Annotated in this window: 31 protein-coding genes and 1 pseudogene; 18 read left to right on the forward strand and 14 right to left on the reverse strand. The window is 70.9% G+C overall.

Annotation, left to right across the window (positions count from 1 at the left end; all coding sequences use genetic code 11):
* Nucleotides 1-3: 3 nt before the first annotated feature.
* Nucleotides 4-957 (forward strand): PrpF domain-containing protein, encoded by a 954-nt coding sequence (locus tag GXZ33_RS01225; protein ID WP_291339045.1) that lies wholly within the window; start codon nt 4-6, stop codon nt 955-957.
* A gap of 38 nt (nt 958-995) precedes the next feature.
* Here the strand turns inward: GXZ33_RS01225 and GXZ33_RS01230 are convergent, their stop codons facing one another.
* The 3 genes from GXZ33_RS01230 to GXZ33_RS01240 are packed head-to-tail and all read right to left on the reverse strand — an operon-like array spanning nt 996 to nt 3,951.
* Nucleotides 996-1,505 (reverse strand): mismatch-specific DNA-glycosylase, encoded by a 510-nt coding sequence (locus GXZ33_RS01230; protein ID WP_291339046.1) that lies wholly within the window; start codon nt 1,503-1,505, stop codon nt 996-998.
* Nucleotides 1,506-2,537, reverse strand: a complete 1,032-nt coding sequence (locus GXZ33_RS01235) for a 6-phosphofructokinase (protein ID WP_291339047.1) — start codon at nt 2,535-2,537, stop codon at nt 1,506-1,508. It lies immediately after the preceding gene.
* Between the two features lie 10 nt (nt 2,538-2,547).
* Nucleotides 2,548-3,951: an MFS transporter gene (locus tag GXZ33_RS01240; RefSeq protein WP_291339048.1), complete on the reverse strand. Its 1,404-nt coding sequence runs from the start codon at nt 3,949-3,951 to the stop codon at nt 2,548-2,550.
* 126 nt (nt 3,952-4,077) lie between these two features.
* Between GXZ33_RS01240 and GXZ33_RS01245 the strand changes: the two genes are divergently transcribed.
* On the forward strand, nt 4,078-4,692 hold the full coding sequence (locus tag GXZ33_RS01245) for a hypothetical protein (RefSeq protein ID WP_291339049.1): 615 nt from the start codon (nt 4,078-4,080) through the stop codon (nt 4,690-4,692).
* A gap of 118 nt (nt 4,693-4,810) precedes the next feature.
* Here the strand turns inward: GXZ33_RS01245 and GXZ33_RS01250 are convergent, their stop codons facing one another.
* The gene (locus tag GXZ33_RS01250; RefSeq protein ID WP_291339050.1) at nt 4,811-6,085 is read right to left on the reverse strand and encodes an MFS transporter; all 1,275 of its coding nucleotides are present in this window, start codon (nt 6,083-6,085) and stop codon (nt 4,811-4,813) included.
* On the opposite strand from GXZ33_RS01250, the gene GXZ33_RS01255 reads away from it, so the two are divergent.
* On the forward strand, nt 6,069-6,392 hold the full coding sequence (locus tag GXZ33_RS01255; protein WP_291339051.1) for a hypothetical protein: 324 nt from the start codon (nt 6,069-6,071) through the stop codon (nt 6,390-6,392). The genes GXZ33_RS01250 and GXZ33_RS01255 overlap by 17 nt on opposite strands.
* On the opposite strand, the gene GXZ33_RS01260 is transcribed toward GXZ33_RS01255, so the two are convergent.
* The 4 genes from GXZ33_RS01260 to gatC form a co-directional block, all read right to left on the reverse strand.
* Complete coding sequence (locus GXZ33_RS01260; protein WP_291339052.1) at nt 6,393-7,169, reverse strand: siderophore-interacting protein; 777 nt, start codon at nt 7,167-7,169, stop codon at nt 6,393-6,395. It abuts the gene before it with no gap.
* Between the two features lie 43 nt (nt 7,170-7,212).
* Nucleotides 7,213-8,400 carry a DUF1611 domain-containing protein gene (locus GXZ33_RS01265; RefSeq protein ID WP_291339053.1) on the reverse strand — a complete coding sequence of 396 codons (1,188 nt, stop codon included), beginning with the start codon at nt 8,398-8,400 and terminating at the stop codon, nt 7,213-7,215.
* A gap of 196 nt (nt 8,401-8,596) precedes the next feature.
* Nucleotides 8,597-10,084, reverse strand: a complete 1,488-nt coding sequence (gene gatA / locus GXZ33_RS01270) for an Asp-tRNA(Asn)/Glu-tRNA(Gln) amidotransferase subunit GatA (RefSeq protein WP_291339054.1) — start codon at nt 10,082-10,084, stop codon at nt 8,597-8,599.
* A 5-nt stretch (nt 10,085-10,089) separates the two neighbouring features.
* Complete coding sequence (gatC, locus tag GXZ33_RS01275; RefSeq protein WP_291339055.1) at nt 10,090-10,386, reverse strand: Asp-tRNA(Asn)/Glu-tRNA(Gln) amidotransferase subunit GatC; 297 nt, start codon at nt 10,384-10,386, stop codon at nt 10,090-10,092.
* Nucleotides 10,387-10,547: 161 nt separating this feature from the next.
* Here gatC and GXZ33_RS01280 point away from each other — a divergent pair, with 161 nt between their 5' ends.
* From GXZ33_RS01280 to GXZ33_RS01290, 3 genes are read left to right on the forward strand one after another with little or no spacing between them, the layout of a single operon-like run.
* On the forward strand, nt 10,548-11,219 hold the full coding sequence (locus GXZ33_RS01280) for an amino acid-binding ACT domain protein (RefSeq protein ID WP_291339056.1): 672 nt from the start codon (nt 10,548-10,550) through the stop codon (nt 11,217-11,219).
* Nucleotides 11,219-11,626: a hypothetical protein gene (locus GXZ33_RS01285; protein WP_291339057.1), complete on the forward strand. Its 408-nt coding sequence runs from the start codon at nt 11,219-11,221 to the stop codon at nt 11,624-11,626. The genes GXZ33_RS01280 and GXZ33_RS01285 overlap by 1 nt, the downstream gene beginning before the upstream one ends.
* Nucleotides 11,627-11,639: 13 nt before the next feature.
* Nucleotides 11,640-11,984: a hypothetical protein gene (locus tag GXZ33_RS01290; protein WP_291339058.1), complete on the forward strand. Its 345-nt coding sequence runs from the start codon at nt 11,640-11,642 to the stop codon at nt 11,982-11,984.
* A 3-nt stretch (nt 11,985-11,987) separates the two neighbouring features.
* Here the strand turns inward: GXZ33_RS01290 and ligA are convergent, their stop codons facing one another.
* Nucleotides 11,988-14,024, reverse strand: a complete 2,037-nt coding sequence (gene ligA / locus GXZ33_RS01295; RefSeq protein WP_291339074.1) for an NAD-dependent DNA ligase LigA — start codon at nt 14,022-14,024, stop codon at nt 11,988-11,990.
* 77 nt (nt 14,025-14,101) lie between these two features.
* On the opposite strand from ligA, the gene GXZ33_RS01300 reads away from it, so the two are divergent.
* The 4 genes from GXZ33_RS01300 to GXZ33_RS01315 are packed head-to-tail and all read left to right on the forward strand — an operon-like array spanning nt 14,102 to nt 16,520.
* Nucleotides 14,102-14,578, forward strand: a complete 477-nt coding sequence (locus GXZ33_RS01300; RefSeq protein WP_291339059.1) for a winged helix-turn-helix domain-containing protein — start codon at nt 14,102-14,104, stop codon at nt 14,576-14,578.
* 1 nt (nt 14,579) lies between these two features.
* Nucleotides 14,580-15,560 (forward strand): serine hydrolase domain-containing protein, encoded by a 981-nt coding sequence (locus GXZ33_RS01305; RefSeq protein WP_291339060.1) that lies wholly within the window; start codon nt 14,580-14,582, stop codon nt 15,558-15,560.
* Complete coding sequence (locus tag GXZ33_RS01310) at nt 15,557-15,829, forward strand: hypothetical protein (protein WP_291339061.1); 273 nt, start codon at nt 15,557-15,559, stop codon at nt 15,827-15,829. The genes GXZ33_RS01305 and GXZ33_RS01310 overlap by 4 nt, the downstream gene beginning before the upstream one ends.
* 10 nt (nt 15,830-15,839) lie before the next feature.
* Complete coding sequence (locus GXZ33_RS01315; RefSeq protein ID WP_291339062.1) at nt 15,840-16,520, forward strand: 3'-5' exonuclease; 681 nt, start codon at nt 15,840-15,842, stop codon at nt 16,518-16,520.
* Here the strand turns inward: GXZ33_RS01315 and GXZ33_RS01320 are convergent.
* Nucleotides 16,517-17,416, reverse strand: a complete 900-nt coding sequence (locus GXZ33_RS01320; RefSeq protein WP_291339063.1) for a hypothetical protein — start codon at nt 17,414-17,416, stop codon at nt 16,517-16,519. The two genes, GXZ33_RS01315 and GXZ33_RS01320, sit on opposite strands and share 4 nt — an antisense overlap.
* 64 nt (nt 17,417-17,480) lie before the next feature.
* Here GXZ33_RS01320 and GXZ33_RS01325 point away from each other — a divergent pair, with 64 nt between their 5' ends.
* From GXZ33_RS01325 to GXZ33_RS01335, 3 genes are read left to right on the forward strand one after another with little or no spacing between them, the layout of a single operon-like run.
* The gene (locus GXZ33_RS01325) at nt 17,481-18,200 is read left to right on the forward strand and encodes an ABC transporter ATP-binding protein (RefSeq protein WP_291339064.1); all 720 of its coding nucleotides are present in this window, start codon (nt 17,481-17,483) and stop codon (nt 18,198-18,200) included.
* On the forward strand, nt 18,197-18,931 hold the full coding sequence (locus GXZ33_RS01330) for an ABC transporter permease (protein WP_291339065.1): 735 nt from the start codon (nt 18,197-18,199) through the stop codon (nt 18,929-18,931). Before GXZ33_RS01325 ends, GXZ33_RS01330 begins: the two co-directional genes overlap by 4 nt.
* Entirely contained in the window at nt 18,928-19,512 is a 585-nt protein-coding gene (locus tag GXZ33_RS01335; RefSeq protein ID WP_291339066.1) for a TetR family transcriptional regulator, read from the forward strand. Before GXZ33_RS01330 ends, GXZ33_RS01335 begins: the two co-directional genes overlap by 4 nt.
* On the opposite strand, the gene GXZ33_RS01340 is transcribed toward GXZ33_RS01335, so the two are convergent.
* The gene (locus GXZ33_RS01340) at nt 19,509-20,501 is read right to left on the reverse strand and encodes a hypothetical protein (protein WP_291339067.1); all 993 of its coding nucleotides are present in this window, start codon (nt 20,499-20,501) and stop codon (nt 19,509-19,511) included. The genes GXZ33_RS01335 and GXZ33_RS01340 overlap by 4 nt on opposite strands.
* Nucleotides 20,498-21,595, reverse strand: coding sequence for a tRNA 2-thiouridine(34) synthase MnmA (mnmA, locus tag GXZ33_RS01345; protein ID WP_291339068.1), 1,098 nt, complete (start codon nt 21,593-21,595; stop codon nt 20,498-20,500). Before mnmA ends, GXZ33_RS01340 begins: the two co-directional genes overlap by 4 nt.
* Before the next feature lie 192 nt (nt 21,596-21,787).
* On the opposite strand from mnmA, the gene GXZ33_RS01350 reads away from it, so the two are divergent.
* From GXZ33_RS01350 to GXZ33_RS01370, 5 genes and pseudogenes are all read left to right on the forward strand, one after another.
* Entirely contained in the window at nt 21,788-22,867 is a 1,080-nt protein-coding gene (locus tag GXZ33_RS01350) for an AAA family ATPase (protein ID WP_291339075.1), read from the forward strand.
* A gap of 10 nt (nt 22,868-22,877) precedes the next feature.
* A complete protein-coding gene (locus GXZ33_RS01355) occupies nt 22,878-23,813 on the forward strand; it encodes a fused MFS/spermidine synthase (protein WP_291339069.1) in 936 nt (311 codons plus the stop codon).
* A gap of 33 nt (nt 23,814-23,846) precedes the next feature.
* Nucleotides 23,847-24,062, forward strand: a complete 216-nt coding sequence (locus GXZ33_RS01360) for a helix-turn-helix transcriptional regulator (protein ID WP_291339070.1) — start codon at nt 23,847-23,849, stop codon at nt 24,060-24,062.
* Nucleotides 24,063-24,090: 28 nt separating this feature from the next.
* Nucleotides 24,091-24,246, forward strand: a pseudogene (locus GXZ33_RS01365) (HipA N-terminal domain-containing protein); the annotation flags it as partial.
* Between the two features lie 106 nt (nt 24,247-24,352).
* Nucleotides 24,353-24,859, forward strand: a complete 507-nt coding sequence (locus GXZ33_RS01370; protein WP_291339071.1) for a HipA domain-containing protein — start codon at nt 24,353-24,355, stop codon at nt 24,857-24,859.
* Nucleotides 24,860-24,862: 3 nt separating this feature from the next.
* Here the strand turns inward: GXZ33_RS01370 and GXZ33_RS01375 are convergent, their stop codons facing one another.
* Both GXZ33_RS01375 and GXZ33_RS01380 read right to left on the reverse strand, forming a co-directional pair.
* Nucleotides 24,863-25,915, reverse strand: coding sequence for a glycoside hydrolase family 25 protein (locus tag GXZ33_RS01375; protein ID WP_291339072.1), 1,053 nt, complete (start codon nt 25,913-25,915; stop codon nt 24,863-24,865).
* 71 nt (nt 25,916-25,986) lie between these two features.
* Nucleotides 25,987-26,483: aminotransferase class V-fold PLP-dependent enzyme (locus tag GXZ33_RS01380; RefSeq protein WP_291339073.1), on the reverse strand; the 497-nt coding region annotated here is incomplete at its 5' end.

Genomic DNA, 26,483 nt, shown 5'->3' on the forward strand with positions numbered 1-26,483 from the left:
TCCATGAGCACACGCACCCTCCCCGTCAGCATCATCCGTGGCGGCACGAGCCGCGCCGTCTTCCTGCCGATGTCCGCGCTGCCGTCCTCACCGGCGGAACGCGACGAGCTCTGCCTGCGTCTCATCGGCTCCCCCGACCCGCAGGCGGTCGACGGCCTCGGCGGCGGCGTGAGCTCCAACTCCAAGGTCATGTTCGTCGGTCCCTCCGGGCATGCGGACCTGGAGACGCTCTTCGCGCAGGTCTCCCCCACCGAGGCCGTCGTCGACTGGACCGGCAACTGCGGCAACATCTCCTCCGCAGTGCTCCACTACGCCCGCCACACCGGCCTCTTCGCCGGGGACCGAGCACGCGTGTGGAACCTCAACTCGGAGGCGCTCTTCGAGCTCGTGCTTCTCGACGACACCCGCGTCGACATGCGCTTCCTCTCCCCCGGCGGCGAGAAGTGCGGGGAGATCTTCCCCGCCGGCCGCCGCAGCGAGGTCGACGGCCTGGAGGTCTCGCTCGTCGACATCGCCAACCCCGTCGTCATCGTCCGCGCCGCGGATGTGGGGCTCAACCCCGCCCTCGGCATGGCGGCCCTCAACTCCGATGCGGCCCTGCTCGCCCGCCTGGAACGCCTACGCACCGCCGCCGGTCAAGTCATGGGACTGGACCCTTCCCCGGTGATCCCCCGCGTGGCCATGGTCGCGCCGGGTGAGCACCTGCGCGTCGTCATGACGAGCGTCGGCCGTATCCACCACGCCCTGCCCGGCACGGGCATCCTCGCCCTCGCCGGGGCGGTCGCGCTCGGCGGCACCGTCATGGAGGACGTGCTGGAGGGGCGTCGGGAAGCACTCACCCTGCAGCACTTCAAGGGCGACGTCGAGGTCGCGGCCTCCGCGGACGGCGACACGCTGGAGTGGGTGGCGCTCCCCCGCACCGCGCGGATCCTCCTCAGCGGCGAGGCCCACCTCTAGCAACCACCGCCGGGCCCTGGCAGCATTCTCCGGTCGGGCTACAGCCGCTCCCACACCTCGCGGTACGCCCGCGCCAGGGAATCGACCGTCTCGTGGGCGTTGAGCCCGGAGGGATTCGGCACGACCCAGGTCTCGGCACCACCGATCCTCTCCTCCTGGAGGCCGACGGTGGCACGGGGGCGTCGGAAAGCGAGGCGGTAGGCGCCGATCCCCGCGACCATGACGATCTCGGGGCGGTGGCGGGCCACCTTCTCCTCCAGCGCCCGGCCACCGGCCACGTACTCCTCCCGGCTCAGCTCGGAGGCGACCGCCGTGGCCCGCGGCACGATGTTCGTGAACCCGAGGCCCTGCCGGCGCAGCTCCGCATGGTGGGCGGGGGTGAGCCCGTCGCGGGCGTCGATGAGCATCGACGTGATGCCCGCGGCGTGGAGCGCCGGCCAGAAACGGTTGCCCGGGCGGGCGAAGGGCGCGTCGACCGCCTCGGAGAGCAGACCCGGGTTGATGCCGACGATGAGCAGACGGCAGGTGTCGAGGTTGAGGTCGCGCACCTAGCCGAACATGGCCTGGGCGGTGACCCAGCGGTCCATCGGCACGGTCTTGAGGGTGCCGACGGCCTCCTCCAGCGTGATGTTCTCGATACGCTCACCCTTGAGCGCCACGCAGGTGCCGAACTCGCCGCGGTGGGCCGAACGGGTGGCGCGGACGCCATAGCGGGTGGCCAGGACACGGTCGAAGGCGGTCGGGGTGCCGCCGCGCTGGATGTGGCCCAGGACGGAGGTGCGGACGTCATGGCCCAGGCGGGCGTGGATCTCGTCGGCGATCTGCTGGCCGATGCCGGTGAAGATCTCGTGGCCGAACTGGTCGACGCCGCCGGACTTGAGCTCCATCGTGCCCTCCTTGGGCGCGGCGCCCTCGGCGACGACGATGATGCCGTACTTCTCGCCCATCTGGAAGCGGCGCTCCATCTTCTTGCAGATCTCCGAGATGTCGAAGGGCACCTCCGGGATCACGGTGTAGTGCGCGCCACCGGCCATGCCCGCGTGCAGGGCGATCCAGCCGACGTGGCGGCCCATGACCTCGACGATGAGGATGCGGTTGTGGGACTCGGCGGTGGTGTGCAGACGGTCGACGGCGTCGGTGGCCACGGCGACGGCGGTGTCGAAGCCGAAGGTGTAGTCGGTGCCGTAGACGTCGTTGTCGATGGTCTTCGGCACGCCGACGACCGGGATGCCGTTGTCGGAGAGCCACTTCGCGCCCTTGAGGGTGCCTTCGCCGCCGATCGGGATGAGGGCGTCGATGCCCGCCTCCTCGAGGTTGGCCTTGATCTGGTCGAGGCCCGCCTTGAACTTGTCCGGGTGCAGGCGGCCGGTGCCGAGGATCGTGCCACCGCGCAGGAGGATGCGGTCGATGTGCTCATCGTCGTAGAGGTCGACGCGGCGGTCCTCCAGCAGACCTTGCCAGCCGTCCTCGTATCCCACGACGGTGGAACCGAACTCGGAGCTGGCGGTACGGACGATGCCGCGGATGACGGCGTTGAGGCCGGGGCAGTCGCCGCCGGAGGTGAGGGTGGCAATACGCATGACGCCTACTTTAGCCGGGCCGCACGTGATCAGCACGGAAGAACGCCACGGCGATGAGACCGGGGACGAGCACCGCCACCGGCAGCAGCAACGACGCCGCCAGACCCGGCACCAGGCCGAGGGAGGCGGAACCCACCTGCATCGCCGCCCCCACCGCGGCGGCGCCGATGACAGCGCCGGTCTGGCGTGTGGTGTTGTACACACCCGAGGCCGCCCCCATGTAGGCGATGTCGACGCTGCGCATCGCCGTGGCGGAGTTCGGCGCCCACACCATCGCGTTGCCCACGCCGAGCAGACCGGCGGCGGGGAGGAACCAGAAGGAGGGGGCGTCGAGAAGCATGATCTGGTTGATGGCCAGCACACCGGCGATCATCGCGGTGAAACCGGCGACCGAGAGGATCCGCGGGTGGACACGGTCCGCGGCGCGGCCCACCAGCGGGGACCCCACACCCGCGATGACGGCCATGGGCACGAGCATGAGGCCCGCCTGCTGGGAGGTGAAACCGCGCCCGTCCTGGAGCCACAGCATGACCGGCAGCATCATCGACGCCGCGGAGAAACCGAGTGTGGCCACGGAGAAGGCACCCAGGGAGTAGTTGCGGTTGCGGAAGAGCTGCAGCGGGACGAGCGCCTCCACACCACGGCGCCCCGCGGTGGCCTGCATGCGGATGAACAGGACCAGACCCGCCGCACCGACCGCCAGCAGGATCCACGACCACACGGGCCACCCGTAGACCGGGCCCTGCTGGACGGCCACCACCAGCGACCCCATGGCCACCAGGGAGACGAGCACGGAGAGCAGATCGAGGCCGCGGGCGAAGGTGGGCAGGCGCGGCACCCAGGCACCGGCGAGCAGGATCGCCAGGACACCGATGGGCAGGTGCAGCATGAACGCCCCCTGCCAGCCGAAGGTGCCCACGAGGAACCCGCCGACCACGGGTCCGACGAGCGTGGCCACCGATCCCACCGCACCCCACGCACCCAGCGCCGCGCCGCGGTGCTCGCGGGGGAAGACACGGTTGATCACGCTCATGGTCTGCGGGGCGAGGATCGCTGCTCCCATCCCCTGGAAGGCACGCGCGACGATGAGCCACTGCAGGGTCGGGGCGAACATGGCCGCCAACGCCGAGAGCGTGAACAGCCCCACCCCCACCTGGAAGAGGGTGCGCTGCCCGAAACGGTCGCCCAGGCGCCCGGTGACCAGCAGCGGCACGACGAAGAACAGCAGGAACATGGAGGTCACCCACACGACCTCGTCCAGGCGGGCGTCGAAGGCCTTCATGATCTCCGGGGTGGCGACGGCGAACACCGTCTGGTCCATGAGCGACATGAAGAAGCCGAGGCACAGGGCGGCCAGGGCACGCCACGCCTGGCCGAGGGGAAGGACGGTCTCGTCTGCTGGGGTGGTTCTCATCGCCTGCCACCCTATCCCACCCCAGGCAAGGGCACCCTAACTACGCAGGACGTCGCCCGCCGCCGAGGTCCCCACGGTGGCACGGTCACCATGCGCTGCGCCGGGTGCCGCCGTAGGGTCAACGCCATGCTCCCCTTCTCCCCGGCCGTCCTCGCCCAGGTCGAACGCCTCGGTGGTACATGGCGCCACGTGCCCGCCGACGCCGACGCCCTCACCCGGGTGGAGGCACTGAGCTTCCCGAAGCGCCTCATCAGCAACGACGAAATCGACTTCTTGCGTCCGGAGGAATCCGGGCTCCCCGATGTCGACGCACTCATCGCCCTCGACGGCCCGCTTCCCGACGTCCCCGTCACCGACACCCTGCCCGACGGCGTGCGCTGGTGCGATGACGAATGGCAGGCCGGGGACATCACCCACCAGTGGGAGGATGGAATCGGCGTGAACTTCCCCCTCGTCGACCTCGCCGCGGACCATCCGGACGCCCTCGTCGGCTTCCGGGAACTGCTCGGCGATCCGCAGGCTTCCCGCGCCGTGCTGCTCACCTACAGCGACGGCTACCCCAACCACCACTTCATCAACGCCGACGACGCCCGCCCGGAGGACCCTGCCGTCTGGTCCACCGACCACGAGGGATTCTTCTCCGTCATGGAGGAGGTGGCGCCGTCGTTGAGCGGGTGGCTGCGCCGCCAGCTCACCGACGAGGAGATGTACGCGCAGGCGCGTGCTTCCGCCGACGGGTGAGCAGCACCCACGTGCGCTCACCGAAGTGGATGGCCGCCTCGTTGGTGACGTGGGGCCGACGCCGGGGCGGATCGAGGCACTTCCCGTTCCACACGGGAGGTCTCCGTCATGTCACCGGTCAGTGCACCTGACCCGTGGTGGCGGCCCCCTCCCCCGGCGGCCGTAGCACCCGTACACCCCGCCAGGTAGCCCACACCGCGATGACCGCCCACACCACCGCCAGCACCACCGCCGTGGTGTAGATGGACACCTGGGTGAGCAGCCCGGTGGCCGCGATGAGCCCGATCGGCGCGGCGAACTGACCGATGGCCATGAACACAGAGAACGCCCGGCCGCGCAGCTGCTCCGGGGTCTCCTCGGTGACCAGCACCATCTGCAGGGGGCCGATGAGTCCGCCGCCCAGCCCGGCGACCGCCATGCCGACGATGACCAGCGCGGTGTGGCCCAGCGCGGCCATGAGTGAGAAGCCGAGGAGGTAGAACAGCATCGCCACCGCCCACAGGGTGCGTCGGCGCTGCGTCCCCCGGGCGGCCACCACCGCCCCGGAGATCATGATGCCCACCGCGTAGGCGGACATGGCGATGCCCATCTGCACGGGCTGCCCCTGGGACTGGAAGTGCGCGGGCATGAGGATGGCCAGGTAGGGGCTGACCAGAGCCGCGGAGATGAGGGTGACGGCGGCCAGCAGCCGGATGGGGGCGGGGCGGACCACCTCCGCCCACGAGCGCAGGGCCCCCAGGTCCGGCACGTCGAGGTGGACCTCCTCAGCGGGGACCGGGATGAGCCGCAGGAGGGCGGTGAGGGCGGCGGCCACCAGGGAGCAGCCGGCGGTGATCCACAGGACATCCTCGACGGGCAGCGCCGCCATGAGGAATCCGGTGAGGGCGGGGCCGATGAGCCAGGCCATGCCGCCGATGGACTGGTTGAGTCCGGCGATGACGTCCACGGTCCGCCCCGAGGTGCGTGCCACGTCGCCGACCAGGGCGGAGCGGGCGGCCATGCCGGGGATGTCGCCGACGGCGCCGATGATGCCGAGGAGGATGAACAGCGACATGGTGAGGCCCAGCGTCTGGTCGACGATGATGACGCCGATGACGGAGAGCCCCGAGATGATGTCGGAGATGATGGACATGGGTTTGCGGCCCACGGTGTCGATGAGGTGTCCGCCGAGGAAGGCCACCACCAGCGAGGGCACGGCGATCGCGGCGGCCACGACGCCAGCGGCCGCGGGGTTGCCGGTGCGTTCCAGCACCAGCCAGGGCCAGACGATGGTGGCCACGGCGTTGCCCAGCATGGACGTCGCGGCGGAGGCGAGGTAGATCCACATCATCACCGGCCGCGCGGGGCCGGCCGCGGGGCTGACGTAGTGTGGACGCATGGCAATGATCGACATCAAGTCCCCTGACAACGTCTCCACCGCGGCCGTCGTGTCGCTCGGCCTCCTGGGCGGCTGGCTGACCGCCCGCGAGACCGGCATCCGTCCCCTGGGTGGTGTGATCCTCGCCGCCGCCGGCGGGTGGGCGGTCCGCTCCTGGCTGGCCAAGACCGACCCGGTCACCACCGCGGGTCTCACCGCTCTCTACGTCGGCGGTTTCGGTGCCTCGCACCCGCTGGCCAAGAAGATCGGCGCCTGGCCGGCCGTCGCCGCGGTCACCGCGGTGGCCGGTGGCGCGGCGTGCGTGCTCTCCGACCTGAAGTAGCTACCTCTCCACGCCCGCCCGTTCCAGCTCCGCCTCCATCTCGGCGTTGAAGTCGCGCTTGGAGGCCTGCCACTGGTCCTCGGTCATGCCGAGGCGCCAGTAGCCGGAGATCGACACATCCCCGCGGTCGACGCCGTGGTCGGCGAAGAGCCAGCGGCGCAGTTCCCGGATCATCTCGGCGACGCCGTGGATGAACCAGCTCGTGCGCTGTGCGGGGATGCCGGCCGCCCGCACGGCCTCCGAGAGTGCGGTGCCGTGGGTGGCACCGTCGCGGGTCACCCAGTGCAGGGTGACGCCCGCGGGCTGCGGCATGGCGAAGGTCGCGTCGGCGTCGGCGATCTCCACGTACACGTCAGCGGTGGCCCCGGCAGGGAGCTTCTCGACGCCCGCCGCGATCGCCGGCGCCGCCGACTCATCGCCCGCGAACACGAAGTGGGCGTAGCCCTCCTCCGGGTGCCAGGCGCCGCCGGGGCCGCGGAAGGTGATGGTGTCCCCCACCCGGGCCTGTTGTGCCCACGGCCCGGCGAGGCCCTGGTCGCCGTGGGTGACGAAGTCGACGTCGAAAAGCCCTGTGGCGGTGTCGATCCGGCGGAAGGTGTAGGTGCGGGTGACCATCACCCCGAACACGATCTTGATGTAGTGGTCGGTGTGCTCCAGTTCCGCACCGATGAGGTCGGGGCTGTGGAAGCTGATGCGGACGAGTTCGTCCGTGAGCCGCTCGACACCGGTGACGGTGGCCGAGCGGAGTGGACGGGGCTGACGGGTGGGACGGGTCACGGGACACTCCTTGGCAGATTAGGTAAGCCTACCCTACCATCACCTAGGAGTTCTCCTCCAGCTTCGAAACCGTCAGGGCCCGCTCCGGGTCCGTGAGGTCGCGGGAGGCCACGACCGGGACACCGAACTGGGCGAGCACCTCGCGGGCCTCCACGGTGGCCAGCGGGGAACGCGTCATGATGCCGGAGGCCGCCAGGACGGGCAGCCCGGCGTCGATGAGCTCGGCGACACCCGCGCGGGCCCCGAGCGCATCCGCGGCCGCGAAGACGACCGCGTCGACGCTCGCGTGGAACACCGGGTCACGCAGCAGCAGGGCGGTCTCGCGCTGGTAGATGCCGTCGGCGATCTCCACGATGACGGTGTCCGCACCCGTGTCCGCCAGGGCGTTGACCATGTTGACGGTCAGCGCGCGGATGTCGTCGAAACGGGTGCGGAAGGTCGTCGCGTAACCGAAGTCCGTGAAGTCGAGGACCGCGTGCGCCCCGGCATCCTGGTAGTGCATGCGGTCATTGCCCGCGCCCGTGCCGGTGATCTTGCCCGCCCCGACGCGGCGCCCCGCGCGGCTCAGGCCGTTGACCAGGCAGGCCACCACGGTGGACTTGCCGGCGTTCATCGAGGTGCCCAGCACGGCGATGACGCGCGGACGCCCCTCCCGCGGCTGCGTGTCCAGCGGGTTCGGGTAAGCGCCGAAGGCAGCGACGTTGACCACGCCGTCGGCGGTGGCGAGCAGACCCAGCGGCTCGATCTCCGTCGGGGAGTCGACCGCCCCGTGCACCTCCGTGACCACTCCGGCCACGCCGCCGGCCGCCACGAGGTGGCAGTGGTCCAGCGTCGTCGGCACGTGCGCCAGGAAGAAGTCGGCGGCGTAGCGGTGCCCGTAGGCGAGCAGCACCAGGGAGCCCTCGAAGAGGGTCGCCTTCCGGGAGACCGGTGTCTCGATCTGCTTGCGGCTGCGGATCCGGGTGACCCTCGCGACGACCACGTCCCCCGCCTGCGGGAGGACCTCCTCCCCGGCCACCAGGTGGAACGCGGCACGGTCCGCGTCCAGCGCATCCCCGACGAAACGGGTGCTGTAGCAGGCGTGGATCCGCTCCGGGACCGGCAGCTGACGCAGGGGGCCTCGGGCGGCCTCCGCGCATACGGGAGTGACTGGGGTGGTGGTGGCAACCTCCGCGGTGGCGGGCATCCCGATCACGCCGGCGGCGGTCGGGGCAGAGGTCAGGAGGGTCATGGCATAGAGGCCTTTCGTCCGGAAACAACGGACCCCGGCGGTCGGATGACCGGTCCGGGGTGACGGTGCCACGCCCCCTCAGGAACTCAGGAAGAGGAAAGCAGCAACCGCTGACAGAATCTAACATCAGCGGTTGCTGCAGCAGAACCCCACGGCACGAATTGTTATGTGCCGCACGCCACAGTGGCGGAGACCCCTAGTCGCGACCGGCCTCGTAGGCCGCTCCGACGCGGTAGAGACGGTCGTCGGCGAAGGCCGGGGCCATGATCTGCAGGCCCACCGGCAGGCCGGTGTCCTCGGCGAATCCGGACGGGACCGACATGCCGCACAGGCCCGCCAGGTTCAGCGGGAGGGTGCACAGGTCGAAGTTGTACATCTCGACCGGGTCGGCGACCTTCTCGCCCAGCTTGAAGGCGGTGGTCGGGGTGGTCGGGGTGACCAGGACGTCGACCTGCTCGAAGGCCTTCGCGAAGTCCTGCGCGATGAGCGTGCGGACGCGCTGGGCCTGCAGGTAGTAGGCGTCGTAGTAGCCGACCGACAGGGCGTAGGTGCCCAGGATGATGCGGCGCTTGACCTCGGGGCCGAAGCCGGCGGCACGGGTGAGCGCCATGACCTCGTCAGCCGAACGGGTGCCGTCGTCGCCGACGCGCAGACCGAAGCGCATGCCGTCGAGGCGCGCCAGGTTGGAGGACACCTCGCACGGCATGATCAGGTAGTACGCGGCCAGGGCGTCGTCGAAGTGCGGGCAGTCGACCTCGACGATCTCGGCGCCCTGCTCGGCGAGCTGGTCGAGCGCGGCGTGGTAGCTGGACAGCACGCCCGGCTGGAAGCCCTCGTCACGGTTGAGCTGCTTCACGACGCCCACCTTGACCCCCTTGAGGTCACCGGAGGCACCCTCGCGGGCGGCGTCGACGACGCTCGGCAGGTCACGCTGGACGGTGGTGGCGTCGAACTGGTCGTGGCCGGCGATGATCTCGTGGAGCAGCGCGGCGTCGAGGACCGTGCGGGCGGCCGGGCCGGCCTGCTCCAGGGAGGAGGCGGCGGCCAGGAAGCCGTAGCGGGAGACGGTGCCGTAGGTCGGCTTCACGCCGACGGTGTTGGTCAGCGCGGCCGGCTGGCGGATGGAGCCGCCGGTGTCGGTGCCGATGGCCAGCGGGGACTGGCCGGCGGCCAGGGCCGCGGCGGAACCGCCGCCGGAACCACCCGGGGTGCGCTCCAGGTCGTGGGGGTTCTTCGAGGGGCCGAAGGCGGAGTTCTCCGTGGAGGAACCCATGGCCATCTCGTCGAGGTTGGTCTTGCCCAGGATCGGGATGCCGGCCTCCCGCAGCTTGCGGGTGACGGTGGCGTCGTAGGGGCTCATCCAGCCCTCGAGGATCTTCGAGGCGCCGGTGGTCGGGGCGTCGGTGGTGACGATGACGTCCTTGAGCGCCAGCGGCACGCCCGCCAGCGGCGAGGCGGGGGCCTCCCCGGCGTCGAGGCTCTTGTCGACGGCGTCGGCGGCGGCCAGGGCGGCCTCCGCGCTGACGTGCAGGAAGGCGTTGATCTCGCCGTCGGTCTCGGCGATGCGGTCCAGGTGGGCCTGGACGACCTCGCGCGAGGTGACCTCACGGGAGTGGATCTTCTGCGCCAGCTCGGCGGCGGACAGGGACGTCAGCCCGGACTCGGGCACGGTGTAGGTGGTCATGTGGGTCACTCCTCGCCCAGGATCTGCGGAACCATGAAACGGCCGTCCTCGGTGGCGGGCGCCTGGTCGAGGGCCTGCTCTGCGGTGAGGGTGGGCACGAGGACGTCGTCACGCATGGCGGTGGTGATCGAGTGCGGATGACTCATGGGCTCCACCCCCTCGGTGTCGACCTGCCGGACAGCGGCGACAGCACCGACGATCTCGTCGATCTGCTCCGCGAACAGCTTGATCTCCTCCTCACTCAGGGCGAGTCGGGACAACATGGCGAGGTGGGCGACCTCATCACGCGAAATTTCGGACACGGGGACTACATCCTTTACGCATCGTTAAATGAACTTCGTCCATGCTACTGCAGGGCCCTCCGGGAAACTTATCTGAGGTATCCGCACAGCCGTCGCGAGATGTTATCTATGCTTGAGATCACTCACTTGCAATAAGTTTCCGAAAGGACGGCTTCCCCGTCATGTCTTATCTGATCCGCGTCCTCCTCCCCGATGTCCCGGGGAGTCTCGGACAACTCGCGGAGGCGATCGGGCTTGTCGACGGCAACATCGAGTCCGTCGACGTCGTCGAGGCCTTCGACGACGGCACCGTCATGGACGACATCGTCGTGTCCCTGCCCAAGGGCGCGATGGTCGATTCCCTCATCACCGCCGCCGACACCATCGACGGTGTCGAGGTCGACTCCATCCGCCCCTTCTCCGGGCGCGTCGACCGTCGCGGCCAGATCGAGATGCTCGCCGAGGTCGCGCTCCAGGCCCGCGACATCCCGCGCGCCATGGAGTCCCTGGTGACGGTGACGCCGCAGTCGATGACCGCCTCCTGGGCCGTCGTCCTCGACGACACCGGGGAAGGCACCCCCGTCTCCCGGGTCGCCGGCTCGATGGCCGCGCCGGAGGATGACGGCACCGCGCCCGTCGACATCAACGTCACCGCGGCCCGCATCCTCAACGCGGAGACCGAGGAGTGGATCCCCGAGTCCTGGGGCCTGCTCGACTCCTCCCTGGCCGCCACCCCGCTGGTGGGCACCGGCATGGTGCTCGTCGTCGGACGTACCGGCGGACCTGATTTCCTGGCCAGCGAGGTCGAGCACCTGGGCCACCTGGGACGCATCGTGGGAGCGATCCTCACCTGATGACGCACCGGCGGCTCCTGCTGCGCGCCGCCTCCCTCCAGGTCGCGGTGTTCATCCTGTTCTTCTTCCACGTTCTGCCGCTGCCGGTGGTCTCGGCGCTGGGGATGCTCCTCGCGCTCGGCGTCGGGGTGCAGCTGCTGCGCCGGCACACCCCGGGTCCCCTGACCGTCGGGCTGGTGGCCTGCCTGGGATCGGTCGTGGGGTGGGGTTCCTGGATCGTGGTCTGGTGGACACACCGGAGCGATCTGACGGGCACTGACAGCCCGGGCAACAACCTGATCTTCCTGGCGGCGCTGATCGCGCTGCCCCTCTGTGTGGGGGCTGCCTTCCTCCCCCCGGACAGCTCTTCCCACCTCCACCCGGAGCGGGTAGCCTCAGGGACACGAGGTACTTTCCTTGACAAGTAAGAGGAGGTGTCCCATGCGTACGCTCCTGCTCACTGCCGCGGCCATCCACGCCGTGCTGTTCTCGATCGTGTTCCTCACCTCGACCATGGACGTCATCCTCGCGGCGGTCATCGCCGTGCCCCTCTCCCTCGCCATGGGGGCGTTCGCGCTCGTGCGCAACGGCCCGGTGGGCACGATGTGGGTGGGCACCGCCGCGGGGCTCACCGCACTCCTCGGCTGGGGCTCCTGGCTGATCCTCTGGGCCCTGGACCGGGGCCGGACCGGCGCCGCCGTGAACGTCATCGGCGTGCTGCTGCCGCCGATCGCCGCCGTCACCTTCCTCGTGGCGGCCCTCCTGCCGCAGACCCGCCGGGCCTGAGGGTCACTCCTCCGGGGAACCGGTCTCCAGCAGGCGGACGAACCCGGCCTCGTCGAGGATCGGCAGCCCCAGCTCGCGGGCCTTCGTCTCCTTCGAGCCGGCGTTCTCACCGACCACCACGTAGGACGTCTTCTTCGACACCGAGCCGGACGCCTTGCCGCCCCGGGTGATGATGGCCTCCTTCGCGCCGTCACGGGTGAAGCCCTCGAGGGATCCGGTGACCACGATGGTCAGGCCCTCCAGGGTCTGTGCGGCGAGGTCCTCACCGGACTCCTCCATGGTCACGCCCGCGGCGGCCCAGCGCTCCACGAGCCCGCGGTGCCAGTCCACCTCGAACCAGTTCCTGAAGGATTCGGCGATGACCTGGCCGACGCCGTCGGTCTCGGCGATGTCCTCGACGGGGGCCTCGATGATCGCGGGCAGGGAGCGGTAGCGCTGGGCGAGGGCGCGGGCGGCGCTGGGGCCGACGTGCCGGATGGACAGGGCGACGATGACGCGCCACAGGTCCGTCGACTTCGCGGACTCGAGGTTCTCCAGGAGTTTGAGGCCGGAGGCGTTCACCTTGCCGGCCTTGGTGGTGTAGACGTGGGAGGCCGCGAGGTCCTCGGCGGTGAGGTCGAAGAGGCCGGACTCGTCGGCGAGGATGCCGGTGCGGATGAGGTCCTGCGCGCCCTTCTCCCCCAGCGCCTCGATGTCGAAGCCGCCCCGGCCGGCCAGGTACGTCAGGCGGGAGCTCAGCTGCGCCGGGCAGGAGCGGGTGTTGGGGCAGCGCCAGTCGGCGTCGCCCTCCTTCTGCGGCGCGAGGCGGGTACCGCACGAGGGGCACAGGGTGGGGAAGATGAACTCGCGCTCACTGCCGTCCCGCTTCTCGACGACCGGCCCCAGCACCTCCGGGATGATCTCACCCGCCTTGCGGATGACCACGGTGTCACCGATGAGCACCCCCTTGCGCTTGACCTCGGTCTGGTTGTGCAGGGTCGCCATGGCCACGGTGGAGCCGGCGACGAAGACCGGTTCCATGATGGCGAAGGGGGTGACGCGGCCGGTGCGGCCGACGCCGACCTGGATGTCGAGCAGCGTCGTGGTGACCTCCTCCGGCGGGTACTTGAACGCGACGGCCCAGCGGGGTGCGCGGGAGGTGGCGCCGAGGGCGCGCTGCTCCGCGTAGGAGTCGACCTTGACCACCAGGCCGTCCATCTCGTGCGCCGCGTCGTGGCGGTGCTCCGCCCAGTAGCGGACCTTCTCCACCACCTCCTCCACCGAGTGCACCTGCGCCGTGTAGGGGCTGACGGGCAGGCCCCAGGCGGCGAGCGCGGTGTAGGCGTCGTACTGGGAGACGGGGGCGAAGCCCTCGCGCGCGCCGATGCCGTGGGCGATCATCCGCAGGCGGCGCTTGCGCACGTCCTCCGGGTTCTTCTGCCGCAGGGAACCGGCGGCGGCGTTGCGGGGGTTGGCGAAGGGCCTGCCGCCCTCCTGCTGGCGCAGGTCGTTGACCTCGTCGAAGTCCTCGATCGCGATGAACACCTCGCCGCGGACCTCCAGGAGTGCCGGGACGGGGTAGTCGTCGGTGCCGGTGAGCTCGTGCGGGATGTCGTCGATGACCTTCGCGTTGGCGGTGACGTCCTCGCCGATGCGGCCGTCGCCGCGCGTGGCGGCCCGCTCGAGGCGGCCGTCACGGTAGACGAGCGCAATGGACAGGCCGTCGATCTTCAGCTCGGTGAGGTAGGTCTCCGAGGGGGTGCGGGTGAGCCACTCACGCAGTTCCTCCTCGTCGAAGGCGTTGTCGAGGCTCATCATGCGCTCGAGGTGCTCGACGTTGTCGAAGGTGGAGCTGACGACGGCGGGCGCGCCGACCTCCATCGTGGGGCTGTCCGGGACGGCGAGCTCGGGGTGTTCCTCCTCGAGCTGCTGGAGCCGGCGGAACAGTTCATCGAAGTCGGCGTCGGGGATCTCCGGTTGCGCGTTGTAGTAGAGGTCGCGGTGGCGGCGGACCTCCTCGGCGAGGTCATTCCACCGGCGGCGCAGGTCCGGGTCGATCACGGTCTCGTTCACGGGCTCAGTCACGCGCCCGATCCTAGCCGTTGACCACCCCTCCGAATTTCTGTATTTTTAACATCATGGAACTGGAAGAGAGGCTCGCCGCCGTCGAGGAACGTCTCGCGGCACTGGAAGGGGCGTCGACGGGGGCGTCGGAAAGCACCGGGACCAGCGGTGACCTGTGGGCTTTGGACCACCTCACCGACTCCGTCGTCTTCGCCGGGGACGTGCGCACCGGTGCCGGCCACGCGCAGTACCAGTGGCAGCGTCCCACCCGGATGCTGCTCGACGAACCCTGGGACGCCCACCTCGAGCGGCTCGCCGCACTCGCGCATCCCGTGCGCGGGGCGGTCCTGCGCCGACTCCTCGACTCCCCCGCCACCGTCGCCGACCTCGTCGACGAGCAGCTGGCCACCTCCACCGGCACCGCCTACCACCACCTCGGCGCGCTGCAGGCCGGCGGGTGGATCACCAAGGAGGCCGGGGGTCGCTGGAGTGTGCGCACCGCCCGCGTCGTCCCGCTGCTGGCCGTCATCGCCGCCACGGAGGACCACTGACATGCGTGTCCGCCTGCTCGTCACCGCCCTCGCCGTCGGGCTCGCCGTCACCGCGGCCGCCGTCCTCCTCGGCCCCGACCGGATCACCCCCGCCCGGGAGCACACCGGCGACGCCGACCTGGCGCAGCAGCTCGCCGCGCACGCGGAGACGGGCCACCACCGCCTCGCCGCCTTCACCATCGCCGACGGCCGGACCACCTTCGCCGGGCTCGGCGCGGATGAACACGATGAGTTCGAGATCGGCTCGGTGACCAAGACCTTCACCGCCGCCCTCCTCGCCGACCGCGGGCTGGAGGAGACGACGGTCGGCGAGATCATCGACGCCGGTGACTTCCCGGTCGGTGACGTCACCCTCCGGGAACTCGCCGACCACACCTCCGGGCTGCCCCGCCTGGGGTCGACCTCCTTCCTCCGGGACCTCAGCAGCGTGATCACCGGGGACAACCCCTACGCAGGCGTCACGCGGGAGGACGTCATCGCCGACGCCCTGGCCGCGCAGCTCAGCGACCGCGGGGAGGAGGACTACTCCAACCTGGGGGGCGCCCTCCTGGGCCACCTGCTGGCCGTCGACGCCGGCACCAGCTACGGGGAGCTGGTGACCACGCACCTTCTCACTCCGCTGGGCATGAGCAGCACCTACCCCATGACGGAGGGCGCGGTCCCGGACGATGCTCCCCGCGGCCGGATGTCCACCGGCACCGTGGCCGAGCCCTGGGAGACGGAGGGGTACCTCCCCGCCGGTGGTCTGCGCTCCACCCCCGCCGACATGGCCCGCTACACCCTCCACCTCCTGGACACCGGCGTGCCCGACCTGACCTGGGCGGAACTGGAGGACGGCGCCCGGGGACACAACGGCATCACCTACGGCTTCACCACCATGCTCATCGTCGACCCGGACTCCGGGCGCGCGGTGTTCGTCGCCGGCGACACCGGGCGGCGGGTCGAGTCCGTGGCCGACGCACTCTTCCGGGAACTGCCGTGACCGGCCTCATCGCCTGGGGCCTGCTGGGTTTCCTCCTCCTGTCCCTGCTGCTGTCGATACGGCGGGCGGTCCGCGGCACGGCCCGCCCCCGGACGCTGCTTCTCGACGCCCTCAGCATCCTCCTCCTCGCCGTCCTCGTCGGCGGTCTGGGCACGATGTCCTGGAACATCCTGCTGCCGGTGGCGATGTGGTGGGTCGTCGCAGCTCTGCTGGGTGTTCTGGCCGGGGTGGTCACCTGGCGGATCCTTCATGTCGGACCCTCCGTCTAGGGTGTAGGCCATGACCGGATTCCGTGGCTTCGACGCCTCCCGCATGCTCTCCTTCGACCTCGAGACCACCTCCCGTTTCCCGAAGGAGGCACGGATCGTCACCTCAGCGTTGGTGCGCATCGACGGACGGTCGGTCGACGCCGTCGAACACCTCGCCGACCCCGGGGTGGAGATCCCCGAGGAGGCCGCGAAGATCCACGGCATCACCACGGAGAAGGCCCGGGCGGAGGGCCGCCCGCACGACGACGTCCTCGGCGACACCGTCCGGGCCATCAAGCAGGCCTGGTCGGAGGGCATGACGCTGGTGGTCTACAACGCCGCCTACGACCTGACGGTCCTGCGCCAGCTCACCGGCGACTTCACGGTCACCGGGCCGGTGTTCGACCCGTACGTCGTCGACCGGATCAAGGACCCCTACCGTCGCGGCAAGCGCAACCTCACCGCCATGTCCGAGCACTACGGCGTGGAGCTGGGCAACGCCCACGAGGCCACCTCGGATGCCCTGGCCGCCGCCCGCATCGCCTGGAAGCAGGCCCGCCAGTGGCCGGAGCTGACCCGCATGAACGAAGGCGAGCTCATGGAGTTCCAGGCGGTCGGGCACCATGACCGGCAGGTGGACTTCGCCAGGTACCTGGAGGGACAGGGCAAGGACGCCTCGGACGTCAACACCAGCTGGCCCATGCAGGGCTAACGGGTGGCGAAACGCGCCACGCACACCACCCAGTGCACCAGCAGCAGGCCGAGAAAGCCGGCGCTGAGCGCAGGCCACCCGAGGTAGGCGGCTCCGAGGGAGAGGGTGCCCGCCGGGAACGTCGACCCCCACCACGCCGGGGTGTACGCCGCCCAGCGGCGCACCGCCCCACCCCAGAACCGCCGGGCGGCGACGACGATGAGCGGCACACCCAGGGAGAACATGACGAGGCCGTAGGTGTGGGCGACGGGGGCGTCGAGAAGCACGTGGGCGGCGGCGGTGGACTGGCCGACGATGCCCAGCGGGATCCACGTCGTGCCCGCGAAAGGGGCGGGGATGCGGGGTCGTGCCGCGTAGACGCGGGCGAACAGCGGCACACCGGTGAGCAGGCTGAGCAGGAAACACCCCAGCGCCACCGCCCGGACCCACTGCGCCCAGGGATCCGGCAGGGCGGACGCGAGCTGCCCGCCGGAGGTGGCCGCGACCATCGGGGAGACCACCGCCAGACCCCACAGGAAGGTCGGCGCGCCGTTGAAACGGCGCAGCTGCCACAGGCAGACGACCACCGCCAGGGGCATGCCCACCAGCCACGCCACGAGCTGCGTGCCGAGGTGCCCGGTGGCGGCGGTCCAGGCGCCACCGAGCGACATGAGACCCATCGCCACCATGCCCCACGGCCCCATGAAGGGCTGACTGAAGGAGGGGTCACGGTGCTGCAGCCAGCCGACGGTGAAGGTGAGCAGCAGGCCCGTGGCCACCGCGAGCAGCACCAGGCCGGGCCCGACGAGGCCGTGCAGGAAGGACAGGGAGGAGGCGATCGAGGTGCCCATGAGGGACCCTGCCCAGGCGGGGCCGGCGGGCGGGAGTGCCGGGGTCGGTGGGGCGGATTCGGCCATGCCCCGGACTGTAGCCCCTCCCCCGCTCCTTGAAATCGGACGGGGCCGGACGCACGATGAACACATGAGTCATTCATTGGCCGTTGAAGCCCGCGGGGTGGGCGTGGCCCTCGGCTCCCGTCGGCACCGGCGTGACATCCTCCGCGATCTCGACATCCACCTCCCCACCGGCTCCGTCACCGGTCTCTTCGGCCCCTCCGGCTGCGGCAAGACCACCCTCATGCGCACGCTCGCCGGACTGCAGCGGCACACCGGCGAGGTCACGGTCCTGGGCCACCCGGCCGGGGCCGCGGCTCTGCGGGGCCGGGTCGGCTACGTCACCCAGTCCCCCAGCCTCTACCCGGAGCTCAGCGTCGACGAGAACCTCGCCTACTTCGCCCGCCTGGCGGGTGGACGGGCGACGGGGGTCGTCGAGAAGCTCGGGCTGGCGGAGGTCCGCCGTCAGCCCGTCGCGGAACTGTCCGGCGGCCAGCGGGGGCGGGCCTCGCTCGGGGCGGCGCTGGTCGGGGACCCGGAGCTGCTCATCATGGATGAGCCGACCGTGGGGCTCGACCCGGTGATCCGCGCGCAGCTGTGGGACACCTTCCGCGGGCTCGCGGACGAGGGCCGCACGCTGCTCGTCTCCAGTCACGTCATGGAGGAGGCCGGCCGCTGCGACCGGCTCCTGCTCATGCGCCGCGGGGCGGTCATCTGGCAGGGCACGCCCGCCGACCTCCTCGCCCGTACCGGCGCCACCAGTTTCGAGGACGCCTTCCTCACCGTCATCCGGGAGACCGACTCATGAATCCCACGCTCCTGCTCGCGACGACCGGCCGCGTCCTGCGCCAGCTCCGCGCCGATCCCCGTTCGCTGGGCATCCTGCTCGTCGTGCCCGTCGCGCTGCTCACGTTGTTCCACTACATCTACGACGGCAATCCGCAGCTCTTCGACTTCGTCGCAGTGGCCATGACCGTCATCCTGCCGCTGTCGCTGATGTTCATCGTCTCCTCGGTGACCATGCAGCGTGAACGTGCCGACGGCACCCTGGAACGTCTGTGGACGACCCGTCTGCACCGCGGGGACCTCATCGGCGGCTACGCACTGGCCTTCGGCATCCTCGCCGTGCTCCAGGCGCTCCTCCTCGTCGCCGCCATGCACCTGCTCATGGGCGTGGAGACCGAGGCCGCGTGGTGGACCCTGGCCGTCATCGCCGGCGTCACCGGCGTCACCGGGCTCTCCCTCGGGCTGCTGGGCTCCGCCTTCGCCCAGTCGGAGTTCCAGGCGGTCCAGTTCATGCCGGTGCTCATCATCCCGCAGGTGCTGCTGTCCGGGCTGCTCGTGCCCCGTGAGCAGCTGCCGGGGCTGCTGAAACTGCTCTCCGACGTGATGCCCCTGTCCTACGCCCTCGACGCCGCCGTCACCGCCGCCCGGGAGGGACTCAGCGGTGATGTCGTCCGCGACACCCTCATCTGCCTGGCCTTCGCCCTCGTCTTCCTCGCTCTCGCCGCCACGACCATGCCCCGGAGAACCCGATGACCCCCACCCCGCCGACCTCCCGCGACCGCATCCTCGAGGCCGCGCGCGTCCTCTTCGCGGAGCACGGCTACACCCGCACCACCCTGCGCGCCATCGCCGCCGACGCCGGCTGCGACGTCGCGCTCATCCCCCACTACTTCGGCAACAAGCAGGGGCTTTTCGACGCCGCCACCCACCTCCCCCTCCCCGCGGAGTCCCTGCGCTCCCCCGTGCTGGCCGCGCCCCTCGACCGGATCGGCCTGGCGGTGGCGCAGACCTTCGTCACCGTGTGGGACACCCCGGAGGGGGCGGGCCTGCTCGCGCAGATGCGCTCCGTCCTCGACGACACCCCCGACCGGCTCTTCCCGCTCCTCGACTCACTGGTGTGGCGTCACGTCCGGGCCCGCCTGGAGGAGGACGGCGTCGATCAGCCGGAGCTGCGCGTGGAACTGGCGGTGGGCACCCTCATCGGTGCGGTGATGATGCGGAAGTTCCTCGCCTCGCCGCACCTGTCGGAGGTCGACACCGGGGAGCTCATCCGCATGCTGGCCCCGGCACTGCAGGAGAACCTCACCGGGGACCTGGGCGCCTTCTACTGCTAGAGGTCGCCGGAGTCGGTGCGCAGCATCTGGTCGACGACGCGGGCCATGGCGTAGGCGCCGGCGGCGTCGAGAAGCGTGCCGGAGGTGATCCCGGCGCGCGGGTGGACGTCGACGCGGTCGGTGAACCACAGCGGATCGAGGCCGAGGCGTTCCCAGAAGCGGGCCACGGCGACGGCGCGTTCGCGGGGGCGCTCCCCCAGTTCGTCGACGCGGTCCTCCGGGCCGGTCACGCCGAGGCCGATGCGGGTGCCGGCGGTGATCGTGTGGCCGAAGCCGTCGTACTGCTCCGTGCCCTGCACCTGGTGGAGGCTGACCAGGACGGTCTCCACGCCGGACTCCCGTGCGACGTCCCACAGGGGTGGGTAGCCGGTCTGGTTGAGCAGGACCCGGTCCACGTCGAGGCCCTCGACGACCCCGGCCAGGCGTTCCGCGAGGTCCTTCGGGTTGACGGGGCGGATCGGGTGGAAGCGGGTCGCGCCGGGGAGTCCGGCGGCGACGTCGGCGAGCAGCGGCTCATCGAGCTGGACGGTGACCTCCGCGTGGAAGCGGCGGGCCAGGGCGGCGGCGTGGGTGTTGACTCCCTCCACGAGTGCCTCCGCGAGGTCGCGGGCGGCACCGGGGTCGGTGATGACGCGGTGGCCTGAGGCCAGTTCGATCGAGGCGGCCAGGGTCCACGGGCCGGTGACCTGCACCTTGAGCTGCGGGACGGTGGTGCCCCAGGTGGCCTCGAGGTCGTCGAGGTCGCGGTCGAGCAGGTCCCGGGTGCGGCGGGTGAGCAGCTGCGGGCGGTCGGTCATGATCCACGAGCGCGGACCCCGGTCGACGCTCACCGCCTCCAGCAGGGTGGCGGTGCGGCCGATGCCGTCGGCGCCGAGCCCCCGGTCGGGGAGGTCGGGGAGGTGCGGCAGGTCGCCGGTCTCGGAGAGGACGACGTCGGCGGCGTCGGTGAGCGAGGTGCCCGGGAGGGGGCCGAGGCCGTAGGCGGTCATCGGGCCTCCTCCGTTCCCCCGGTGCCGCAGATCGTGCCGGACCCGAGGACGACGTCCCCGTGGCCGTCCGGGTCGGGCAGGTAGAGCACGGCGGCCTGGCCGCGGGCCACGCCCTGCAGCGGCGTGGCGAGGGTGAGGGTCATGTCATCGGCGCCGACCCGCGCGCGGCAGGCGACGATGCCGCCGTGGGCGCGGACCTGGACGTGCGCGTCGAACTCCCCCTCCATGCCCGGGTGGAGTCGCTTGAGGCGGTCGGCGTGGATGACGCCGACGGACAGGGCCGTGCGCGGGCCCACGGTGACGGTGCCGGTGGAGGCGTCGATGTCGGTGACGTAGCGCGGGCGGCCGTCGGCGGCGGGGTTGCGCAGGTCGAGGCCCCGGCGCTGGCCGATGGTGAAGTTCCAGGCGCCGTCGTGGTCGCGCAGTTCACGGCCGTCCTGGTCGACGACCATCCCCGGGCGCAGGCCGATGCGGGAGCCGAGGAAGGCCTGGGTGTTGCCGTCGGGGATGAAGCAGATGTCGTAGGAGTCCGGCTTGCCGGCGACGGAGAAGCCGTGGCGGGCGGCCTCCGCGCGGATCTCCGGTTTGGGGGTGTCCCCCACGGGGAACAGGCAGCGGTCGAGTTCCTCCCGGGTGAGCACGCCGAGGACGTAGGACTGGTCCTTGTCGGGGTCGGCGCTGCGGCGCAGGTGGCCGGCGTCGTCGATGAGCGCGTAGTGGCCGGTGGCGACGGCGTCGAAGCCGAGGGCCACCGCGCGGTCCAGGAGGGCCGCGAACTTGATCTTCTCGTTGCAGCGCAGGCACGGGTTGGGGGTCTCGCCGCGGGCGTAGGAGTCGACGAAGTCGTCGATGACGTCTGCCTGGAAGCGGTCGGAGAAGTCCCACACGTAGAAGGGGATGCCGAGCTTGTCGCACACGCGGCGGGCGTCGGCGGAGTCCTCAAGGGAGCAGCAGCCGCGGGAGGACTCGCGCACCGTCTGCGGGTCCCGGGACAGGGCCAGGTGGACGCCGACGACGTCGTGCCCGGCCTCGACCATCCTCGCCGCCGCCACGGCCGAATCGACGCCGCCGCTCATCGCCACCAGTACGCGCATATGTCCTCCTTCAGTGCCTGCAGCGTAGTGCGCCGGGGGTCTATTCCCGAAAACCGCGGGGAAGTTCTCCGTGTTCTACAATGACCCCAGAGTTCTCATAGTTCTAAAGCCTCCCCCGACTTCTAAGGGATCTACGTGCCCCCACCGCCGCGCAACCCCTTCCGCCCCACCTTCGGCGTCTCCCCGACGGTCATGGCTGGGCGCACCAGCCTCCTCGATGCCTTCGCCCTCGGCCTGGCGGAGGGCCCGGGCAGCCCCTACCGCGCCCTCATCATCTCCGGCGCCCGCGGCGTCGGCAAGACGGTCCTGCTCAACGAGCTGGAGGACACCGCCCTCAGCCAGGGATGGGCTCACCTGCGCGCCTACCCCGGGGAGGACATGATCGACACGCTCGTCGACACCTCGGTACCCGAGCTTCTCGACACCCTCGACTCCCCCACCCCCCGCCGCATGGTCACCGGCGCCTCCCTCGCAGGGATCGGCTCCGTCACCACCACCCCCGACCCCGCCCACCGCCGCGCCACCCCGACGCTGATCACGCGTCTGCGGGACGTGGCCCGACAGCTGGCACCCCACGGCACCGGGGTGTTCATCACCCTCGACGAACTGCAGAGCGCCTCCCCGGAACACCTGCACATCCTGGCCACCGCCGTGCAGGACCTCATGCGCGACAACCACGACATCGCCTTCGTCGCCGCCGGGCTGCCCGCCGGGGTGGACGACCTCCTCCAGCAGGAGGGCACCACCTTCCTGCGCCGCGCCCACCGCGTCGACCTCGCCTCCATCGACCCCGCGGAGGCCCAGCGCCTCTTCCACGAGACCGCCCTCGCCGGGAGCCGAGAGATGACCCCCGGGGCCGTCGCCGAAGCGGTGTCACTGAGCCACGGCTACCCCTACCTCATGCAGGTGCTCGGCTCGATGACCTGGGCCCGGGCCACCCTCGACGGTGCCGACACCCTCACCGCCGACCATGTACGGTCAGTACGCGACCAGGCGATCGAACGCATGGGCCTGCAGATCCACGCACCCTCCTTCCGGGGTGTGCCCGACCAGCAGATGCGGCTGCTGCAGGCACTCGCCGAACTCGCCCCGGACGGCGCCCCGGTGCGCACCGGGGAGATCGCCCAGCACCTCGGGGTCGCCCCCAACGCCATCTCCATGGCGCGCGAGGCCCTCCTGCGCCGCTCGCTGGTCACCGTCCCCGCCTACGGGCACCTCCAGTTCTCCCTCCCCTACGCCGCCGACCATCTGCTGCGGAACCCGCAGCTCTAGCAAGGAATCCATGTCCCGCCGCTCCCGCCGCCGCCCCTCCGCCCCCGCCAGCACCGCCGGTGCCGTCGCCGGGCGCTACGAGATCTCCACCGGCACCGCCGAACTCGTCCCCGACACCTTCCTCCCTGACGCCTGGACGCTCATGATCAACGACGTCCCCAGCTCCCACGTCCAGATCGGCCGGCCGGACGTCCTCGAGTTCGAGTACATGCGGTGGATCGCCGCGATCGTCGAGCAGCACATCACCGACCACCACGACCCCACCACCGCGCGCATCACCCACCTGGGCGGCGCGGCCTGTTCGATGGCCCGCTACTTCGCCGACCTGTGGCCGCAGTCCCGCAACACCGTCGTCGAACTGGACGCGAAGCTCGCCGACTACGTCCGCGAGTGGTTCGACATCCCCCGCTCCCCCACGGTGAAGATCCGGGTCGGCGAGGCCGGCGAGGTCACCCGCGGGTTCTACCCCGGCAGCCGCGAGGTCATCATCCGCGACGTCTTCGCCGGGGCCCGCACCCCGCTCGACCTGACCACGCCCGAGTTCTTCCGCGCGGCGCACTCCGCCCTCGCACCGGGCGGTCTCTACGTGTCCAACTGCGGCGACTTCCACAGCCTCATCGCCACGAAGACGGAGCTGGCGGGCATGGCGGAGGTCTTCGGACACGTGGCCGTCATCGCCGATCCCCCGATGCTCAAGGGGCGCCGCTCCGGCAACATCATCCTCATCGGCAGCGACCGCGAGCTGCCCGCCGAGGGGTCCACCGCCGCCGCCCAGCTCGGCCGCGTGCTCCTCGGTGGGGCGGTGCCCGCCCACTACAGGGATGAGCGCTGGACGCGGGCGCTTTTCGACGGCACCCCGCCCCGCATCCTCGCCACCGCGCAGGACCGGCACGATCATGCCGCCAACCCGGCGATCTCGCTCGTGGAGACCCCGAACGCTGAATGACCGGCACGATCGTGCCGGACGATGGGAGGGTCCGTGACACCAGAGGACATCGGCACCGCCGCCCGCACCCGCCAGGTGGAACTCGGACTGCGTCAGCGGGACCTCGCCGACCTGGCGGGTGTCTCGGAACGCCTCATCCGGGAGATCGAGCGGGGCAAACCGGGCCTCCGCCTGGACACACTGCTCAGGGTCCTCGACGTCCTCGGGTTCCAGCTCACCTTGATGCCGTCGCCACCACCCTCCCCCTGAGTGAGGAGCCGGTGCCGGCGGTGCGGTACCCGCCTACTTCGCCGGCCTGCTGCCGGAGGGACGCCGTCTGACAGCTCTGCGCACCGCGGTGAAGACCTCCGCGGACGACGAATTCTCCCTCCTCCTCGCGGTGGGGCGGATCCGGCAGGAGCTGTCTCCGTCGTCCTCTCCGGGTCGCCCCTGACCAGCCCGGAACCCCGCATGACGGTCACGGACGGGGAGTCCCTGGACTTCAGCGAGGTGCTCACGGGGTCCCCGATCCGGTGGCCCTCGCGGGAGTCCAGGACAAGATGTCTGCCCGGACGATTGCGGTGCCGGTGCATTCGCGGGGGGCCGCGGCCATTCTCAATGTCTCCCCACCGGAGTTCCCGGCACTCGTCGAGAATGAACACGCCTGCTACCGCATCGGGGAGGCGAACCGCCTGCGCATCCCCTACGCCCGCGCGACCCGTCTCATCGACGTCCACGGCCGCAGCAGCCTCCTGGTCGAGAGATTCGATCGTCGGGGATCAGTCCGACTGGCCATGGAGGACGCCGCCCAGCTGCTGGGTGTGTGGCCCGCCCTGGAAGTACGCCGTGTCCATGGAGGAGATCTCGGAGGCCGTGGCCCGGGTGTGTGTCTCCCCGGTCCTGGCACTGCGCACCATCGCGTTCCAGCTGGCGATGCCGTCGCCGACGAGGCGCTCCGCCTCACGGAGCATGCCGCGGAACAGATCATCGCGGCCACCGGTTTCGACCCCCGCCACTCCCGCGACCTGCGCCGGGTCCTCGCTTCCCGACGCCGCCACTGGAGCTGAGACTCAGCCCGCGTTGTCCAGGAGGATGAGCAGGTCACCGACCGTGTACTCGGAATTGTGCATCATGTTCTCCAGGTCCCCGACCGGCAGGTCACCGGTGGCGATGAGGTCGCTCACCCGTCCTCCGAGATCGTCGGCCACGGCGGGATCGACGCCCACGTGCTCTGCGGCCTCCGGCAGGGCCTCCTCCGGGAACAGGCCGCCCTCGGTGGCCAGGACGAGTCCCGCCAGGGCGGTGTTGTCCGCGCTGTCCGGGATGTCGTCGCCGAGGGTGGCGAGGACGTCATTGTGCGGGACAGCCAGCCGTTCGAGGGCACCATCGAGGTTGACGTGGTTGCCGGCGACGAGGTCCCGGAGCTGCTGTTCAGTGCCGTTGAAGAGGTTGAGGTCGACGTCCCCGTTGACCCCGGCGACGCGGCCGGTCTCGGAGCGCTGCCAGAAGGTGAGGTGGCTCCAGCCGCCCATCGGCTCAGGCACGGTGTTCTGGTAGGCGGCCAGCCACAGGGGATGGCGGGTGAACAGGTCGGTGTCGGCGAGGTGCTCCTGCCAGAAGTAGCGGTACGTGTAGATCATCGGGACGCGGCCGGTGAGGTGCTCGGTCTCGGCGAGGAACTCCCCGACCCACTGCTGCATCTGCACGGGGTCGAGCCCCTCGTGGACCTCGATGTCGAGGACCGGGGGCAGGGAGTTCAGCGGCGCGGCCGCCAGGGTGGCGGCGTAGTGGGCGGCCTGCAGGCGGGCGTCGCCGGCCGGGCGGGCGTAGTGGTAGGTGCCCACGAGCAGTCCGGCCCGGTCGGCTTCGTGGACGTCCTCGAGGAAGTGCTCGTTGACCCAGTTCTCGCCCTCGGTGGCCTTGATGAAGGCGAACTGCTGGCCGTCCGCGGCGACCTCCTGCCAGTGGATCGGCTGACCGTGGCCACGCTGGTGTCCGGAGACGTCGATGCCGGAGGGGGCGGTCGACGAGAAGGCCGAGGCGGGTACCGCGCTGAGGGTCAGCGCGAGAACTGCGGAGACAAGGACGGCGGTCAGGCGGCTCAGGCGGCTCAGGACACTCATGGTGTCCAAGATTAACCCAGCCGTTAACACCAGTCCCATTAACCACACAGATCACATCTGTGCGGGTGATGTCACCCCGCCATGCCCGCCAGGCGGGCCCGCTCCACCGTCTCCCCGATGACCGCCAGCACCGCGTCGACGTCCTCCTCCGTGGACGTCCGGCCCAGGGTGAACCGCACCGCCCCGCGCGTGGTCGCCTCGTCGACGCCCATCGCCAGCAGCACGTGGCTGGCCCGGTTGACGCCGCTGGCGCAGGCGGAGCCGGTGGAGGCCTCGATGCCGGCGGCATCGAGAAGCATGATGAGGCTGTCACCCTCCGCCCCCGGGAAGGAGACGTGGAGGTGGCCGGCGAGCACGTCGGAGGCCGGCGAATGCACGACGACGTCCCCGACCCGCGCCAGGATCCCCGCACGCAGCCGGTCCCGCAGGGCGGCGAGACGCCGCTCCTCCCCCGCCATCTCCGCGACGGCCTCGCGCAACGCGGCGGCCGTCGCGGCGGCGGTGGCCACGTCGAGGGTGCCCGGACGGATGCCCCGCTCCTGACCGCCGCCGTGCAGGACCGGCGCAG

The organism is Corynebacterium sp. (assembly GCF_012838985.1).
Classification (GTDB): Bacteria; Actinomycetota; Actinomycetes; order Mycobacteriales; family Mycobacteriaceae; genus Corynebacterium.

Bases quoted from the DNA above. Each gene is read 5' to 3' on its own strand.
- GXZ33_RS01305 (WP_291339060.1), top strand. From the start codon at position 14,580: ATGCGTGTCCGCCTGCTCGTCACCGCCCTCGCCGTCGGGCTCGCCGTC.
- GXZ33_RS01235 (WP_291339047.1), bottom strand. From the start codon at position 2,537: ATGCGTATTGCCACCCTCACCTCCGGCGGCGACTGCCCCGGCCTCAAC.
- GXZ33_RS01330 (WP_291339065.1), top strand. From the start codon at position 18,197: ATGAATCCCACGCTCCTGCTCGCGACGACCGGCCGCGTCCTGCGCCAG.
- GXZ33_RS01375 (WP_291339072.1), bottom strand. From the start codon at position 25,915: ATGAGTGTCCTGAGCCGCCTGAGCCGCCTGACCGCCGTCCTTGTCTCC.
- GXZ33_RS01325 (WP_291339064.1), top strand. From the start codon at position 17,481: ATGAGTCATTCATTGGCCGTTGAAGCCCGCGGGGTGGGCGTGGCCCTC.
- GXZ33_RS01290 (WP_291339058.1), top strand. From the start codon at position 11,640: ATGCGTACGCTCCTGCTCACTGCCGCGGCCATCCACGCCGTGCTGTTC.
- GXZ33_RS01315 (WP_291339062.1), top strand. From the start codon at position 15,840: ATGACCGGATTCCGTGGCTTCGACGCCTCCCGCATGCTCTCCTTCGAC.
- GXZ33_RS01280 (WP_291339056.1), top strand. From the start codon at position 10,548: ATGTCTTATCTGATCCGCGTCCTCCTCCCCGATGTCCCGGGGAGTCTC.
- GXZ33_RS01245 (WP_291339049.1), top strand. From the start codon at position 4,078: ATGCTCCCCTTCTCCCCGGCCGTCCTCGCCCAGGTCGAACGCCTCGGT.
- GXZ33_RS01300 (WP_291339059.1), top strand. From the start codon at position 14,102: ATGGAACTGGAAGAGAGGCTCGCCGCCGTCGAGGAACGTCTCGCGGCA.
- GXZ33_RS01240 (WP_291339048.1), bottom strand. From the start codon at position 3,951: ATGAGAACCACCCCAGCAGACGAGACCGTCCTTCCCCTCGGCCAGGCG.
- GXZ33_RS01225 (WP_291339045.1), top strand. From the start codon at position 4: ATGAGCACACGCACCCTCCCCGTCAGCATCATCCGTGGCGGCACGAGC.
- GXZ33_RS01350 (WP_291339075.1), top strand. From the start codon at position 21,788: ATGGCTGGGCGCACCAGCCTCCTCGATGCCTTCGCCCTCGGCCTGGCG.
- GXZ33_RS01335 (WP_291339066.1), top strand. From the start codon at position 18,928: ATGACCCCCACCCCGCCGACCTCCCGCGACCGCATCCTCGAGGCCGCG.
- mnmA (WP_291339068.1), bottom strand. From the start codon at position 21,595: ATGCGCGTACTGGTGGCGATGAGCGGCGGCGTCGATTCGGCCGTGGCG.
- gatA (WP_291339054.1), bottom strand. From the start codon at position 10,084: ATGACCACCTACACCGTGCCCGAGTCCGGGCTGACGTCCCTGTCCGCC.
- GXZ33_RS01255 (WP_291339051.1), top strand. From the start codon at position 6,069: ATGGCAATGATCGACATCAAGTCCCCTGACAACGTCTCCACCGCGGCC.
- GXZ33_RS01250 (WP_291339050.1), bottom strand. From the start codon at position 6,085: ATGTCGATCATTGCCATGCGTCCACACTACGTCAGCCCCGCGGCCGGC.
- GXZ33_RS01340 (WP_291339067.1), bottom strand. From the start codon at position 20,501: ATGACCGCCTACGGCCTCGGCCCCCTCCCGGGCACCTCGCTCACCGAC.
- GXZ33_RS01265 (WP_291339053.1), bottom strand. From the start codon at position 8,400: ATGACCCTCCTGACCTCTGCCCCGACCGCCGCCGGCGTGATCGGGATG.
- GXZ33_RS01355 (WP_291339069.1), top strand. From the start codon at position 22,878: ATGTCCCGCCGCTCCCGCCGCCGCCCCTCCGCCCCCGCCAGCACCGCC.
- GXZ33_RS01370 (WP_291339071.1), top strand. From the start codon at position 24,353: ATGTCTGCCCGGACGATTGCGGTGCCGGTGCATTCGCGGGGGGCCGCG.
- GXZ33_RS01320 (WP_291339063.1), bottom strand. From the start codon at position 17,416: ATGGCCGAATCCGCCCCACCGACCCCGGCACTCCCGCCCGCCGGCCCC.
- GXZ33_RS01285 (WP_291339057.1), top strand. From the start codon at position 11,219: ATGACGCACCGGCGGCTCCTGCTGCGCGCCGCCTCCCTCCAGGTCGCG.